The 16,127-nt window shown below is 67.1% G+C and carries 6 protein-coding genes; 3 read left to right on the top strand and 3 right to left on the bottom strand.

Annotation, left to right across the window (positions count from 1 at the left end):
* Nucleotides 1–27: 27 nt before the first annotated feature.
* Complete coding sequence (locus JWS13_RS14540) at nt 28–1,848, bottom strand: DUF4012 domain-containing protein (protein WP_206006212.1); 1,821 nt, start codon at nt 1,846–1,848, stop codon at nt 28–30.
* A 185-nt stretch (nt 1,849–2,033) separates the two neighbouring features.
* Here JWS13_RS14540 and JWS13_RS14535 point away from each other — a divergent pair, with 185 nt between their 5' ends.
* Both JWS13_RS14535 and JWS13_RS14530 read left to right on the top strand, forming a co-directional pair.
* Nucleotides 2,034–10,934, top strand: a complete 8,901-nt coding sequence (locus JWS13_RS14535; protein WP_206006210.1) for a non-ribosomal peptide synthetase — start codon at nt 2,034–2,036, stop codon at nt 10,932–10,934.
* On the top strand, nt 10,935–12,350 hold the full coding sequence (locus JWS13_RS14530; protein ID WP_206006208.1) for a tyrosine-protein kinase domain-containing protein: 1,416 nt from the start codon (nt 10,935–10,937) through the stop codon (nt 12,348–12,350).
* A gap of 11 nt (nt 12,351–12,361) precedes the next feature.
* Here the strand turns inward: JWS13_RS14530 and JWS13_RS14525 are convergent, their stop codons facing one another.
* Both JWS13_RS14525 and JWS13_RS14520 read right to left on the bottom strand, forming a co-directional pair.
* Nucleotides 12,362–14,704 (bottom strand): glycoside hydrolase family 65 protein, encoded by a 2,343-nt coding sequence (locus JWS13_RS14525; protein WP_206006207.1) that lies wholly within the window; start codon nt 14,702–14,704, stop codon nt 12,362–12,364.
* A gap of 2 nt (nt 14,705–14,706) precedes the next feature.
* On the bottom strand, nt 14,707–15,432 hold the full coding sequence (locus tag JWS13_RS14520; protein ID WP_124391964.1) for an HAD family hydrolase: 726 nt from the start codon (nt 15,430–15,432) through the stop codon (nt 14,707–14,709).
* Between the two features lie 145 nt (nt 15,433–15,577).
* Between JWS13_RS14520 and JWS13_RS14515 the strand changes: the two genes are divergently transcribed.
* On the top strand, nt 15,578–16,114 hold the full coding sequence (locus JWS13_RS14515; protein WP_241032192.1) for an ester cyclase: 537 nt from the start codon (nt 15,578–15,580) through the stop codon (nt 16,112–16,114).
* Nucleotides 16,115–16,127 lie beyond the last annotated feature (13 nt).

Genomic DNA, 16,127 nt, shown 5'->3' with positions numbered 1-16,127 from the left:
TTGGAGGGAGGGACGGCAGTGCGAGTGTCAGCCGCCGCAGGCGGTGACGTTCACGCTGACCTTCGGGTCGTCCACGAGGGGCTGGACAGGTACGCGCGCCGCACCGGGCGCCGCAGGCTCCGTCAAGGCGTAGTGCAGTTCCACGGTCTCGCCCCGGGGCACGGTGGTCGGAATGCTGAACACGGGGTGCCCGAGTTCGTTGCCGCTGACGGTGAACGCGGGCTTGCCGTTGACCGTGGCCTTGTTCAGTTTCGCCCCTCGTGTTGCGAGCAGGGAGATCATCGCGACGTTGGTCCCGGGCGGGACCTGGCGGTTGTTGTAGGTGCCTGCAACATAGCGTGGATAGTCGCCTGCCGGGAGATTGTTGGTGAGACGCACCGTCACTTCCGAGGTGCGGGTGTCACCGGTGCAGGTCGATGCGGTGTAGTCGATTTCCCGGCTCAGGTAGTAGTCGAGCTTGTTGCCCGCGTTGTTGTTGACGACGACGCTCGCATACGGTGCATCGTCCTCGGGCACCGTGTGTCCTAACGGGGTGCCGGCGAGAATGGCTTGTTCCTCGGGGTGCGCGCTCCACACTGCGATCCGTCGCTCGTTCACCGCCTTGCCGACTGCGTCGAGGAGCAGTGCAGGCGACTCGATGTTGCCGGTCATTTTCTCGACCACCTTCGCTGCAATCGTCTGGAGGTAGGTCTTGCGGGCGACGTTGTTGGCGACGATCTCGGTATCGCTCGTCCCCGCGTACCGAATGTATGCGGTGGATTCGGTGAGCTCGACGACGTTCCCGGCGTCGACCACCTCGCCGTCCGGCATGGTGATCGGTCCCACCGCGCCGAGCACGTAGCTTAGTGCGACAGGGTCGGTGGCGATGGCCCCGTCGACCCTTTCCCCGGATTCCTGTTCCCACAGTGATTGCCAAATCTGCCCGGCGTAAGGAAAGTGGGTACTGAGATTGCTGTTTCGGATGTCGGTCGACGGGTTGTAACTCCCGTAAAGCCCGTTGAAATCAGACCCCAGGTTCAGTGGCTGGTGCTCGTAAGAAACTTCAGTGTTTTTTCCGAGCGTATCGACGTGTGCCTCACCATCGTTCGCGCGAATGATCCCGTATCCACCTACGAGACCGCCGGTTCCACGCGCCTCGGCGTTGGTTTGGAACGCCATGAAGTAGTTGCGTGGTCCGTCCGCACCCAGCATTGCGGGGAGGATGTCCGCCCCGATTGCCGTGTTCTTCAACAGTTTCGCGACATCATCGGTCTGGTTCTGCAGCTCCGAACGCGCGTCGTCGACGAGTCCGAGGTAGCCCGCGTCCGGCACCTGGTGTGCCTGATCGGCGAGCGCGCGTGCGGCGAGAGACGTCTGTTTCAAGGCCGGAGCGGCGTCCCGAAGTGGTTGCAGTTTCACCTTCCCGCCGTCCGAGATCAGGTCTCCCGGAGACAGTGCGGTCCCGGTCTCCACCGCGGGAGCGAGCACGTCCCGCGTGAGTCCGACTACGACGTCCGACATCTTCTGGATCGACCCGAAAGGGGCACCGACCCCGGGTATTCCGGCGAGCTGACGCCACGGCGCAGAATGCAGGCTGACCTGCGCATTCTCCGCCTGATCGGCGGCTTCGGCGGCCGCATTCCGGGCGCCTTCGGTGTCGCCGCTCAGTAGCGAATTCTTGGCAAGTTGGGCGTTGTTCCTGGCTCCGGTGAGGTTGTGCTGAACGTCCCAGGCCGAGTATCCGAACCAGCCGACGACGGCCAGTGCGAGGATTCCTGTACCCGCGAGTACGTATCGCCGACGGCGTCTCGCGGGCCCGGTGACGGGTGAATCTTCCTCGTGCGAAACGCTCTTGTCGTTCGTGCCCATGCAGTGCGGCTCCTATTCTGTCTGTGCGAAAGGATATCTGTGACATAAGTCGCGGCGTGCACCGAACGAATTGAACCAGGGCGGTATCCGAGTATGGTTTCCGATACGGACTCTTCGACACCCATAGGTGTAGTGCCGCTTGGATCGGGTTCTTCAAAACTGTGGCTGGGGGGAATGTAGTGCGTATGCGTGACGATGCCGGTGACCGCGACGCGCGAGCCTTTCCACTCTCGCATGCGCAGAAGGGGCTGTGGTTTGCACAGCAACTCGACCCGACCGTGCCGATCCTGGTGGCCCAATATGTCGAACTTCGGGGCCACGTCGACGTCGGCGCACTCAAATGGGCCTCCGAGCAGGGATCGTTCGATATCGAGTCGCCCGGCATCCGCCTCGTCGAATACGCGGGCGAGCCATATCAGTTGGCTGACGAAACGATCGAGGACGAACTCGGGTACGTCGATCTGCGACTGCACCAGGACCCGGTGGCCGAGGCCCACCGGCGAATGCACGAGCGGCGGCGCAGGCCCCTGGAGGTCTATCGCGACAGGTTGATCTCTGCGGAACTTCTGCACGTAGGCGACGATCACTACTTCCTCACCACGTTCGCGCACCATCTGATTCTCGACGGCTACGGCGCAATGGTTTTGATGAACCGCGTCGCGGAGCTCTACACGCACGCCGTCCGGCGCACCAAGGCGCCGCCGTCGAAAGCGCTTCACCTGCGTCAACTCTACGAAGCCGAGGACGAATACCCGGCCACCCGCAGATTCCAGCTCGATCGCGAGTACTGGGCCGAACGGACCGCAGGGCTTCCCGAACCGGCCCGGCTGACCGACGAGAAGGCGTATCCCGCGGCCGTGTCGCTCCTCGAGAGTGCGGTGATGAAAACCGAGCTTGCCGACAGCATCGGCGCACTCGCCCGCCGGTGGCACTCGTCGGAGGTGCCGGTCGTGGTGGCCGCGTTCGCGGCGTATCTCGCTCGAATGACCGGTAGCACCGACATCGTCCTGAGTCTGCCCGTTTCGGCACGGACGACGGCCGCGGCGCGGCGGTCGGGCGGCAGCGTGGCGAACGTCGTTCCGCTTCGGATCCGAATCGACCCGCGCAGCAGTATCGAGGACGTGGTCCGCCGAGTTCAGCTGGAACTGACCGGCGCTCTCCGTCATCAGCGGTACCGTTACGAGGACATCCTCCACGACATGCGGGTGAACTCGGACGGCCGCAGCAGTTTCGGCCCGATGGTGAACATCATGATGTTTCATCAGGAGACCTGGTGGGGTGATGTTCTCGGAGAGTTCACCGTCCTCACCGCCGGGCCCGTCGACGACCTCACACTCGCCATCTACCCGGCGGTGACCGGGCACAGCATTCGTGTCGACTTCGAAGCCAATCCGGCTCTGTACGAGCAGGACGAACTCGCGCGCCATCATGCACGCTTCATGTCCTTCCTCACCGAGTTCGTCGCCGCTGCGCCTGTGGGCGAGGTCGGCGACGCGGCGCTGCTCACCCGCGGCGAACACGACTCCCTCGTTCCCGCCAGCGGACCCGCCCCCGCCGCCGCGGTGACGTTGCCGGAGCTGTTGGACGCGACCGCCGACTCGAGTGGTGTCGCCGTTCGTGCCGCGGGAGTCGATACCGGTTACCAGGAGCTCCACGATCGGTCCAACCGGCTCGCGCGCCGACTGATCGATCGTGGGATCGGCCCGGAGGATGCGGTCGTAGTCCTCGTGCCCGCCTCGCTGGAACAGGTCGTCGCCGTGTGGGCGGTCGCACGATGCGGGGCCGCCGCCGTTCCGCTCGACCCTGACGTCGACCGTGAGCGGATCGAAGATCTGCTCACGGATTCCGGTGCGGTGGCCGTCCTCGCCGTGGATGAGTCCGACGTGCCGGCGGGCATCGACTGGGTCGACGTGACGGATCAGCCCGGTGATGCGACGCCGATCGCCGATTCCGATCGGGTTCGGACTCTGGCGCTCGATCACACCGCCTGCGTGGTGCACGGCTCCGTCGCCGGATCCCGTGGGGTGACGATCAGCCACCGGGCGCTGGCCGCTCGCGCCGCGGCGCTCGTCCGCGTGTATCGCGCCGACGAGCACTCCCGCATCCTGATGGCCGGTCACCGGTCGTGCGGTCAGGCCCTGCACGCGCTCGTCGCCGCGGTCTGCGGCGGAACCTTGGTGATCGCACCCGGCGATCTACGCGGCGGAGAAGAGCTGTCCCGCTTTCTGCGCCGCGAACGTGTGACGCACTGGGCCTCAGGGCCCTCGGCTCCGGCCGAGACGAACCCGACCGGACTCGACAGACTCGAGGTGCTGGCCCTCACCGGCCGCACCTACGCCGCAGAACTGGTGTCGCGCTGGGGCGCGGGGCGGACCGTGCTGAACCTGTACGGACCGGGGGACTCGGGACTGTGGGCGACGGCCACGGAGGAACGAACACCCGCCTCGCCCGAGTCTCTCGGACGACCGATCGCGGGAGTGTCCGCTGTGGTGCTGGACCGGACGCTGAAGCCGGTACCGGTCGGCGTCGTCGGCGATCTGTACCTGTCGGGGGCCGGCATCGGGCGTGGCTACGCGAGCCGTCCAGCCGACACCGCTGCCCGATTCGTGGCCAATCCTTTCGAGTCCGAACACGCACGGATGTATCGCACGGGCGACCTGGCCAGGTGGACGGACGACCACCTTCTCGAATACGTCTCGCCGCCCGAGGACTCCGCGGTGCACGACGGTATCGCGTGGTGGGCCGGGGCCCTTCGAAGTGTGGGTTCCGCCGCACCGCTGCCGACGGATCTCGCCGGACGCGGTGACGGCGGCCGGGACGTGTACACATTCTCCGTTCCGGCCGAAACCGGGAACGGCTGCAGAGACCTGGCCCGGGACCACGGGACTTCCCTGTTCGAAGTTCTCCACGGGGCGCTGGCGGTGCTGCTCGCGTCGTTCGGCGGCCACAGTGACATCGTCGTCGGTGGGCTGGTGAATCGAACGGGGCGCGCGCACGTCCTGCCCCTGCGCGCAAGCGTCGACCGGGACGTGACGTTTACGACGCTGCTCGGGCAGGTCCACGAGTTCGATTCCGCAGCCTTCGAATACGCCGATGTCCCGTTCGACCCCGAGGGCGAACTGTTCGGCGGTCGCAGGCCGCAGGTGGTCCTGTCCCTTCGGTCCGGTACGGACACGATCGACCGGACGTCGCCGTTCGACCTCGAGTTCGCGTTCGTCACTGCCGGGACAGACGGCGAACCGGAATCGCTGACCGGATCGATCACCTATTCGTCCGCTCTTTTCGACGGCGGGACCGTGCGGTCGCTAGCGGCGGCGTTCGTCCCGTTGCTCGGGGCGGTCGCCGGTGACCCGGACGCCACGATCGGCGAGGTCCCGTTGCCGGGCGCTGCCGACCTCGTCGGCGGAACAGCGATGGAGGCAAGGACTCTCGCGGACATGCTGTCCACGACCGCGGACGCGCACCCCGGCCTCCCTGCGCTCACGGACGGCACCGTGACGCTGTCGTACCGGGAGCTCGCACAGGTCTCCGATTCCCTCGCCCACGAGCTGGTTCGTCGCGGCGCGAGGGCCGGAACCGTTGTCGCGCTGGCTCTACCGCGGTCCGTCGACTACGTGATCGCGTTGTGGGCGGTCGCGAAGACGGGTGCTGCCTTCCTTCCCGTCGATCCGACGCACCCGGCGGAGCGGCTGTCGACAGTCTTGACCGAAGCGGCGGTCCACGTGGGAATTGCCAGGGAGACCGACGAATTCACATCCGCCGCGCCGGGGGTCTCGTGGCTGACCGTCGCCGACGGTGGGTTCGATTCGCCCCGCCCGGAAACTGCACCGGCGGGCCCTGACGACCTGGCGTACGTCATCTACACGTCCGGTTCGACCGGAGCCCCGAAGGGTGTGATGGTCACTCACCGCGGACTCTCCTCACTGATCGACGAGGCGGTGCGCAGGTACGACGTGACCACGGATTCTCGCGTCCTGCACGGGTACAACCCCACATTCGACGCTGCGATGCTGGAGATTCTCCTGGCGTTCGGCTCGGGCGCCTGCCTCGTGGTGGCACCGGCCGACGTCTATGCCGGGCCCGACCTGCAGCGAGTTCTGACCGGTCAGCGTGTCACGCACTACCTGTCGACGCCGGCGGTGCTCGGGTCCCTGGAGTCGTCGGAACTCGACGCACTCAGGGTCGTCGCAGTCGGAGGCGAGGCGCTGACCGCCGAACTCGCCGCCGAGTGGAGTCGCGAGCGAAAGATGCTCAACGCGTACGGGCCGACCGAGTCGACCGTCGTCGCAACCCTCGCGGAGGTCGACGAGCAGGTGACCATCGGTGGCCCCCTTCCCGGCACCACCGCGGTGGTCCTCGACGCACGCCTGCGGCCGGTCCCGGTCGGCGCCGTCGGAGAGTTGTATCTGCGCGGCGCGGGTCTTGCGCGGGGATACGTGGGGGCGTCGCAGCGGACGGCGTCCAGATTCGTGGCCTCCGCAGACGGCTCACGTATGTACCGAACCGGCGACCTGGTCCATCGGCGCGCCGACGGGCGACTGGTCTTCGTCGCGCGCGTCGACAGGCAGGTCAAGATTCGCGGGGTCCGCATCGAGCCGGGTGAGATCGACGTCGCGATCGCCCGCGTCGCGGACGTGGAAAGCGCCGTGACCGTGTCGCGTCCCAACGCAATCGGCGTCGACGCCCTCGTCTCCTATGTGGTGCCGCGCGGCTCCCTCGACGTCGACGTGGTTCGGGAATCACTCGCGCAGGTCCTCCCGTCCTACCTGGTTCCCACCACGATCGTGGTTCTCGACGCGTTCCCCCTCACTGCCTCGGGCAAGACCGATCTGGATGCACTCCCGGTGCCGGTACTGGAATCCCACGAATTCAGGGCGCCGAACTCGGTGGTGGAACAAGTGGTGGCAGGGGTCTTCGCCGAGGTACTCGGCGTGGAATCCGTCGGTCTGGACGACGACTTCTTCGCACTCGGCGGCAACTCGCTGATCGCTGCACAGGTGGCGGCCAGGCTGGGCGCCGCAGTCGACGCGCACATTCCGGTGCGCATGCTGTTCGAGTCGCCGCGGGTGGAGGCGCTGGCGACGAGGGTCGATGCCGAGGCCGGGACCGGCCGCAGGGTTCCCCTCGTCGCGGGAGACCGGCCCGACCGGATTCCGCTGTCGCCGGCACAGCAACGACTGTGGTTCCTGAATCGGGTCGATCCGGAATCGCCCGCCTACAATCTTCCGCTCGCCGTGCGGTTGACCGGTGCACTGGACGTCGACGCGCTGCGGAACGCGGCGCGGGACGTGCTCGGCCGTCACGAATCGTTGCGCACCGTCTTCCCCGCGTTCGACGGTGTTCCCGCCCAGTTGGTCCTGCCGGTCGGTGACGTATCGCTGGATTTCACGCCCGTGGAGGTCCCGCAGCGCTCCGTCGACGGAGAGGTGCTCTCGTTCCTGTCGGCGGGGTTCGATCTGACCGTGGACGCCCCGGTCCGCGGACGACTCCTGAAGGTGGACGATCGCGATCACGTTCTGGTGATGGCGGTTCACCACATCAGTGCGGACGGCTTCTCACTCGCGCCGCTGGCACGTGATGTCGCCACAGCGTACGACGCTCGTACTCGTGGAGCCGCGCCCACGTGGACTGCGCTTCCCGTCCAGTACGCCGATTTCGCGCTGTGGCAGCGTGACACACTCGGTTCCGGCGACGACCCACACTCCCGGGCAGCGTGGCAGCTGGACTACTGGACGCGCACCCTCGCCGGCGTTCCCGACGTTATCGACCTGCCCACCGACCGGCCGCGCCCGTCCGTCGCCTCGTACCGGGGTGCGAGCGTGCGACTGAATGTCGGCGCCGAGACCCACCGAAAGCTCACTCTGATTGCGCAACAGCACAATGCGACGCTCTTCATGGTGGTGCATTCCGCCCTGGCGGTTCTGCTCGCCCGTCTGTCGGGCTCTTCGGACGTCGTGCTGGGCACGGCGGTCGCCGGTCGAGGTGAGCGCGAACTCGACGAACTTGTCGGGATGTTCGTCAACACCCTCGTGCTGCGCACCGGGATCGACCCCGACGAGACGCTGTCCGACGTGCTCGAACACGTCCGGGAGACCGACCTCGGTGCGCTGGCGCATTCGGAGGTGCCGTTCGAGCAGCTCGTCGAACGGATGAACCCCCCGCGTTCGCAGTCCTTTTCGCCGCTCTTCCAGGTCATGCTCGCGTTTCAGAACCAGGTGGACGCGACCTGGGAGTTGCCCGGGCTGACACTGTCTCCGATGAACTTCGACGCTGCCGTCACCAAGTTCGATCTCGATTTCTCCCTGTCCGATCGATACGACGAAGTGGGGAGAGCCGCCGGCTTGTCGGGTCGGCTCACCTATGCGACTGATCTGTTCGACGCTGCGACAGCCGAACGCGTGGCACGGCTGCTCGAGCACGTGCTCGACGTCTTCGCGGCAGATCCCCGGGGCCGTGTCGGCGACATCGGTCTGCTCACGGACGCGGAAGCGCCCGGCATCCTCGTCACGCCGAACTGCACGGCCGTGGAGATCCGGCCGCAGACGGTGGTCGACCTGTTCGACGTCCAGGTTCGGCGTTCACCGGACGCGGTCGCTCTCGTCTTCGAGGGCGAGGTCGTGACGTACGCCGAACTGGACGAGCGCGCGAACCGGCTGGCGCGGCTTCTCATCTGCCACGGAATCGGACCGGACACGCTGGTGGCGCTGGCCGTCGAGCGGTCACTCGACCTGGTCGTCGCGATACTCGCGATCCTGAAGGCCGGTGCCGGATACGTGCCGGTGGATCCGGAGCATCCCGCCGAACGTATTGCCGCCGTGATCGAGGCGTCGACACCGAGGCTGGTGGTGACCCTGTCGACGGTCGAGTTGCCGTCGATGTCGGGCATCCCTCGCATCGAGATCGACACCGCAGACGTATCCGGTTACCGGCCGGACCGGGTCTCCGACGCGGACCGGGTGGCACCTCTGCGCCCGGACAACGTCGCGTACACGATATTCACGTCAGGCTCGACGGGTACGCCCAAGGGCGTGACGGTGAGTCACAACGCCATTGTGAACCAGCTGCACTGGCTCCGGAGCGAGTACCACGTCACCGCAGACGATCGAGGCATTCTGCGGGCACCGTCCACGTTCGACGTGTCCGTCTGGGAGTGCCTGCTCCCGCTGTGTGTGGGGGCCCGGCTCGTGGTGACCCGGCCCGGCGGACACCGCGACGTCGACTATCTCGCCTCGGTGATCCGGCATCAGCGAATCACGATGGTGCACTTCGTTCCCTCGGTCCTGGCGGCCTTCCTCGCGGACGGGCACGGTGACTGCCTCACCTCGGTGCGCCACGTGTTCGCCGGCGGCGAGGAACTCTCTCCCGCACTTGCGGCGAATGTTCTGGCGTTCGCGCCCGGGGCGTTCCACAACACGTACGGACCGACGGAGGCGGCCGTGACGACCACGGCCTGTGAAATCACCGGACGGCCGGAAGCCTCGGTTCCTATCGGGGGCCCGGTCTGGAACACACAGGTATTCGTGCTGGACACGCGTCTTCGGCCGGTACCAGCAGGTATCGCAGGTGAGTTGTACCTCGCGGGCGCCCAACTCGCCCGAGGATACGTCGGCCGTGGGGACCTCACGGCGGGTCGTTTCGTCGCGAATCCGTTCGGGCCCGCCGGAAGCAGGATGTACCGCACCGGAGACCTCGTGAAGTGGGACGGATCCGGGCGGTTGGTACATCTGGGGCGCACGGACTTCCAGATCAAACTGCGAGGACTGAGGATCGAGCTCGGGGAGATCGAGACGGTGCTCGAGCGCGCGGAGGGGGTGTCGCGAGCGGCGGTCGCATTGGTCGACGACGTGCGCGCGGGGGAGCACCTCGTGGGCTACGTGCGGGCCGACGGGAATCGGGCGCTGGATCCGGAGCTGCTCAGGACGGCGGCGAGGCACGCTCTGCCGTCGTACATGGTGCCGACACGAATCGTGGTGCTCGACGAATTTCCGCTGGGTCCCAATGGAAAGCTCGATCGCAAGGCGTTGCCTGCGCCGCAATTCGAAGCGCGCGGCTACCGGGCGCCGGAGACCGCCTCCGCGGTCGCCGTTGCGACCGCGTTCGGTGAGGCGCTCGGCATCGACCGGGTCGGTGCCGACGACAACTTCTTCGAACTGGGCGGCAACTCACTTCTTGCGGTGCGGGTACTGAACCGGCTGGCATCCGATACCGGGGTGGAGATCCCACTGCGGTCGCTGATGTCCGACCCGACACCCCACTCGATCGGACAGCGAATGGACTCGGGGGAGTCCGACGACGAGGAGGCGCTCGGCGTCGTCCTCCCGATCCGTACGGCTGGTACGCGGCCACCCCTGTTCTGTGTCCATCCCATCGTGGGCCTGTCATGGTGCTATTCGGGGCTTGCCCCGCATCTCCATCCGGAGCACCCGATCTACGGGCTCCAGTCGCCCGCCGTCACCGCCGACGGGCCGGCCCCCAAGTCGCTCGAGGAACTCGCGGCCCGGTACGTCGAGGAGATCCGCCGCATTCAGCCCGGCGGGCCGTATCACCTGCTGGGCTGGTCCCTCGGCGGAGTCCTGGCACACGCGATGGCCGTCCAACTCCAATCGGTCGGCGAAGAAGTCGCCATCCTGGTGATGCTCGACAGTCGAACGGAGCACGCCCCCGAAGCGCTCCCGGTCGGTGCCGAGGACCTGCTCGCCGGGCTGGGTTTCGAGGACTCCTTGCCATTCCCGGTGTCGGATCTCACCCCCGAGGCCGCGGTGAACCTCCTGGGCAGGCTGGGTGGCCCGTTGTCGGCGATCACGCCCGCGCATCTCCACCGAATGATCGGCGGGGCCGGGCGGCACCACGAGTTGACGAGGACTCACGAACCCCGTGTCTTCCGCGGTGACGTCGTGTTCTTCGCCGCGGGACGGGAAGAGTCGGGCGCTACTCGCGCGGCGGCGGGCTGGGAGCCCTACGTTGTAGGGAGTATCAGTGAGCACGTCATCGACAGCGGGCACTGGCACATGACGTCGCAGGCGGCGTTGAAAGTGGTCGGAACGGTACTGCGGGATCGTGAAGCGAAGCGGAAAGAGAGGGTGTAAGTGGACATCCAGGACTATGTGCGCATCGTCAAGGAGCGCTGGAAGCTCGTCGCGATCACCGTGGTAGTGGTGACGCTGGGCGCCTTCATTCCGACGTTGTTCACGAAGCCCGTGTATCAGACGTCGACATTGCTGTACGTCTCGTCCACGCAGCCCCGCCTCGCCACGTACGCCGAGTTGCTGACCGGGAAGAAGCTGGCGCAGCGGACGATCGACGAACTCGGTCTCGACATGACGCCGGCCGAACTCGTCGCGAACGTGAAGGCGACCCCGGTGCCCGAACTGCTGCTGCACGTGAAGGTGCAGGACACATCGCCGGAACGGGCGCGCGACATCGCCGACACGCTGTCGGCGCAGTTCGTGTCGATGATGGACGAACTGGCGGCGACCGACATCGAGGCCGCGGCGGCCAACAAGGATGCTCAGCCGCCACAGGTCCTGGCGAATCCCGGTACCGCGGAGTCGGGGTACTCGATCACGATGGAGGACCCGGACCCGAAGCCGGCCCGCGTGTCCATCGAACAGAACGCGACGGTTCCCACGGATCCGCTGCCCACGTCGGAGAACCGGAACGTGGTTCTCGGACTCGCGGTCGGTCTACTGCTCGGCATCGCACTCGCGGTGATCCGCGACTGGCTCGACGCGACGGTGAAGGACCGGCGCGCCGTCGAGGGGCAGATCGGTGCCCCCCTGACCGGCATCACACCGGACGACACCGAATTGTCCCGTGGCGTCGTGGACATGTCGGATGCCACGTCGCCGCTGGGGGCGGCGTACCGGCAGTTACGCACCAACCTGCAGTTCGCCGACGCGGCCAACCCTCCGCACGTCATCGTCGTCGCGAGTCCGTCGCCGGGTGAGGATTCGGATGTGACTGCGCTCAACCTCGGTGTCGCCCTGGCGGCCGCGGGACAGACCGTGTGCGTGGTGGAAGCGGACCTCAGGAAGCCGCTGGTGGCGTCGACCCTGGGAATTCAGGGCGCTACCGGTGCCGGACTGAGTTCGGTGCTGAGCGGCGACGCCGAGTTGGCGGACGCGATCCGGACCACGACGTTCGACCACCTGTCCCTGCTTCCGTCCGGTCCACTGCCGGCGAATCCCAGTGAGCTCCTCGGCTCGGCTACCGCGAGAACCGTTGTGGCGACGCTGCGAGACAGGTTCGACTACGTGGTGTTCGCCGGCGCCCCGCTGCTCCCGGTCACCGATTCCGCGGTCCTGTCCGCGATCTCGGACGGCGCGCTGATCGTCGCCCGGTACGGCAAGACGAAGCGTCAGCACCTCGCCGAGGGTGCCGTCATCCTGCGCGGCGTCGGCGCGACGATCGTCGGCGGAGTACTGGTCGGTGCCCGTGAGGGTACCCGCGGTCCGGACACCTTCCGGGAATACCTGCAACCGCAGTCGGCCTCGACTGTGTAACCGGTCCCGGCTCAGCCGCCGCGACGGGCGGGCGCCCGGCCGTACGGTTGCCGTACGGCCGTGGTGTTCGGCGGATCCGGGATCGGTCGTGTCACCGGGAAGGTGTCGAGAGTGAAAGGGTTCCCGTGGTGGGCGAGTTCGACCGGTTCGCCCGACAGCAGCCGATAGGTTGCGGTCTTCGCCCGGATGTCCACGTGGATCTGGCTGCCCCGCACCGTCATCCGGAACGACAGGTTGACCAGCTGGGGTGGTATCCGGGGTGCGAAGGAGATGTCGCCGTCGTGGTCGCGCATCCCGCCGAACCCTGCGACACACGCCATCCACGTCCCGGCGAGTGAGGCGATGTGCAAACCGTTCTCCACGTTGGAGTGGAGGTCGTGGAGATCGGTCAGCGCGGCCTCGGCGAGGTAGTCGTAGGCGAGTTGGAGTTGACCGACCTCGGCTGCCATCACCGACTGCACACACGCCGACAGCGACGAGTCCCGTACCGTCAGCGCCTCGTAATAGGCGAAATTGGCGATCTTCTGCTCGTCGGTGAAGGCGTCGCCGCGAAGATACATCGCCAGCACCAGGTCTGCCTGCTTCACCACCTGCTTGCGATACAGGTCGAAGTACGGGTAGTTGAGCAGCAGCGGATAGTGCTCGGGCGGGGTGCCTTCGAAGTCCCATTCGGCGTGATGGGTGAAGGCATCGGATTGCTGGTGCACACCGAGCGCGTCATCGAACGGGATGCGCATGTGCTCGGCGGCATCGCGCCACAGCGCCGATTCCTCGTCGTCGACGCCGAGTTCGCGCGCCAGCCCGGGGCGTCGCTCGCAGGCGGCCGCCGCGTCGTGCAGATTCTTCTGCGCCATGAGGTTGGTGAACACGTTGTTGTCGGCGACGGCGGTGTACTCGTCCGGACCGGTGACGCCGTCGATCCGGAACTCGCCCTGCGCATTGTGGTGACCGAGCGACGTCCACAGCCGGGCGGTTTCCACGAGCAGTTCGACGCCGCACTCGGCCTCGAATTCCTCGTCCCCGGTCGCGGCCAGGTACCGGGACGTCGCGGCGGCGACGTCGGCACCCACATGAAACGCCGCGGTGCCCGCCGGCCAATAGCCGGAGCACTCTTCGCCGTTGATCGAGCGCCACGGGAACACGGCGCCGGCCTGCCCCAGTTGCACCGCGCGGTTCTTCGCCTTGTCCAGCGTGGAATGGCGCCAGCGCAGTGCGTCGCGGGCCGAATCCGGCACCGTGTACGTGAGCAGGGGGAGCACGAACGTCTCGGTGTCCCAGAACGCGTGTCCGTCGTAGCCGGGGCCGGTCAGGCCCTTCGCGGGGATCGCGCGCGACTCACCGCGGGCACCCGCCTGCAGCACGTGGAATAGTGCGAACCGCACCGCCTGCTGAAGTTCCGCGTCGCCGTCGATCTCGACGTCCGCCGTCGCCCAGAAGATGTCGAGGTACTCCCGCTGCCGTTTCAGCAGGGTCTCCCAGCCGGTTTCGAGTGCCCCGGCGAGCGCTCCCTCGACCTGGCCGCGCAGCGCAGGCGTCGACCGCCTCGCCGACCACCCGTAGGCCAGGTACTTCGTCACCTTCAGGCGTTCACCCTGCGGAACGTCGACGGCCACGGTGAGCCGGGCCAGATCTTCTTCCGTCTCGATGCTGCACCGCCCGTTGGCGGGGTACTCGATCTCGTGGTCCATACCCGCGGCCATCCGCAGTCCCGAGGCCCTCGTGTGGTGGGCGAGCACCGCACGGTAGTCGTGGGCGGCGGCGAAATCGGGCACCAGCGGACGGTCCAGGGCGGCCGCCACTCTCGGATCGTCCGTGCGGGTGGGGATCTGTTCGTTGGCGAGCAGATCCGACTGCAGGACGAGTTCGATGTCGCCGTCGAGTGGCTCGACCTCGTAGTGGATGGCGGCGACCGCGCGGGAGGTGAAGGACACGAGCCGTTCCGAATGGATCCGGACCCGTCGTCCGGTCGGTGACGTCCATTCGGTGGTGCGGCGCAGGGTGCCCGAGCGGAAGTCGAGGACCCGCTCGTGTGCGGGTGCGCTGCCGTACCGCATGTCCATGGGCTCGTCTTCCACGAGCAGGCGGATGATGCTGCCGTCGGTCACGTTGACGACGGTCTGCCCGTCCTCGGGGTAGCCGTAGCCGGCCTCCGCATAGGGCAGGGGGCGTTGCTCGTAGAACCCGTTGAGGTAGGTGCCGGGGAGACCGCGCGGTTCACCCTCCTCGAACGTGCCACGAATCCCGATGTGCCCGTTGGACAGTGCGAAGGTGGATTCGGTGGCATGCAGTGCCTCCAGATCCAGTCCGCGCCATTTCAGCTGCCACGGCGAGATCTCGTAGCCCTTGTCGTCCATGCTCACCTCTCCAGGAGTTCGGCCAGGTCGTTCACCACCACGTCGGCGCCGTGCTCGCGAAGCGCGTCGGCCTGATCGTTTCGATTCACCCCGACGACGTAACCGAATTCGCCTGCGCGCCCCGATTCCACCCCGGACAGGGCGTCCTCGAACACGGCGGCCTGATCGGGGTGCACGTTCAGTGCGCGCGCGGCCGCGAGATACGAATCCGGTGCCGGTTTTCCGCGGAGACCCTGCTCCCGGATCACCACACCGTCGATGCGAACGTGGACATACCGACTGAGGTCGGCGGCGTCGAGTACGGCCTTCCCGTTCGCGGAGGACGTGACCACGGCGATCTTCAGGCCGGCGTCGTAGGCCGCGCTGATGTAGCGGACCGAGCCGGGGTAGGGGCTGGGGCCCTCCTCGTCGATGACCTTCAGCAGCAGCCGGTTCTTGGTGTTCCCGACGCCGTTCACGGTCTCGGCGCCGGGGGGATCGTCCGGCGTTCCCTCCGGCAACGTGATGTTGCGGGAGGTGAGGAAGGTCCGGACCCCGTCGGCGCGGGGGCGTCCGTCGACGTAGTCGTAGTAGTCCTGGTCGGTGAAGGGCTGGAAGTTCGCGCCCTCCCGGTGCTTCAGGAACTCGTCGAACGTGCGCTTCCACGCCTTCCGGTGCAGTACCGCCGTCGCCGTGAGCACACCGTCGAGATCGAACAAGCAGGCCGAGATCGCATCAGGCAGTCCCATCACCTCCCCGACGGTACCGCCGTCGACCGCCGTTGTGCTGAGGCGCGCGCAAATCCCGGGTCCGGTCGACCGGCACGGGATCGTTGACTTCGAGGCGACGGCGGTCGAATACTGAGAGTTCCAACCGACTGTTGCGGAGTGCACCGTGAACGTGGAGGAACCGGTCCCGTCGGACCACGTGAAATCCCTCGCTGTCCGGTCGATCGAGATCATGGCGAACGGAAGCCGCGCCGATTTCGACACCGTCGTCCACCCGGACGCATTCAACCGGGAGAGCGCGACCGAACCCCCGCGGACGCGAGGACGCGGACCCGACGCGTTCTACGCCACCGCCGAATGGCTTCGCACCGCCTTCTCCGAGCTGCGATTCGACATCGAGGACGTCGTGGTCGAGGGCGACCTCGCCGTCGTCTACACGATCATGAAGGGCAGGCACTCCGGCCCCTTCGTCGTGTACGACGAGCGCGGATCGATCGACCAGGTGTTCGCGCCCACCGGGCGAGTGCTCGCGGTCCGGCAGTCGCACTGGTTGCGCGTCGCAGACGGCCGCGTCGTCGAGCACTGGGCAACGCGGGACGACCTCGGCCAGGCAGTCCAGCTGGGCTGGGTGCCGCCGACCCCGCTGTCGCTGGTGCGCAACGCCTGGGCCAAGCGCACAGCGCGGAAGGCCGCGGGCATGTGAGTGCCGATGCGTG

The organism is Rhodococcus pseudokoreensis, assembly GCF_017068395.1.
GTDB classification, from domain to species: Bacteria; Actinomycetota; Actinomycetes; order Mycobacteriales; family Mycobacteriaceae; genus Rhodococcus_F; species Rhodococcus_F pseudokoreensis.
This window is presented reverse-complemented; position numbering and strand designations above follow the sequence as displayed.

Excerpts from the sequence above, each read along its gene's own strand:
- JWS13_RS14540 (WP_206006212.1), bottom strand. The coding sequence starts at position 1,848 with ATGGGCACGAACGACAAGAGCGTTTCGCACGAGGAAGATTCACCCGTC.
- JWS13_RS14535 (WP_206006210.1), top strand. The coding sequence starts at position 2,034 with ATGCGTGACGATGCCGGTGACCGCGACGCGCGAGCCTTTCCACTCTCG.
- JWS13_RS14525 (WP_206006207.1), bottom strand. The coding sequence starts at position 14,704 with ATGGACGACAAGGGCTACGAGATCTCGCCGTGGCAGCTGAAATGGCGC.
- JWS13_RS14520 (WP_124391964.1), bottom strand. The coding sequence starts at position 15,432 with ATGGGACTGCCTGATGCGATCTCGGCCTGCTTGTTCGATCTCGACGGT.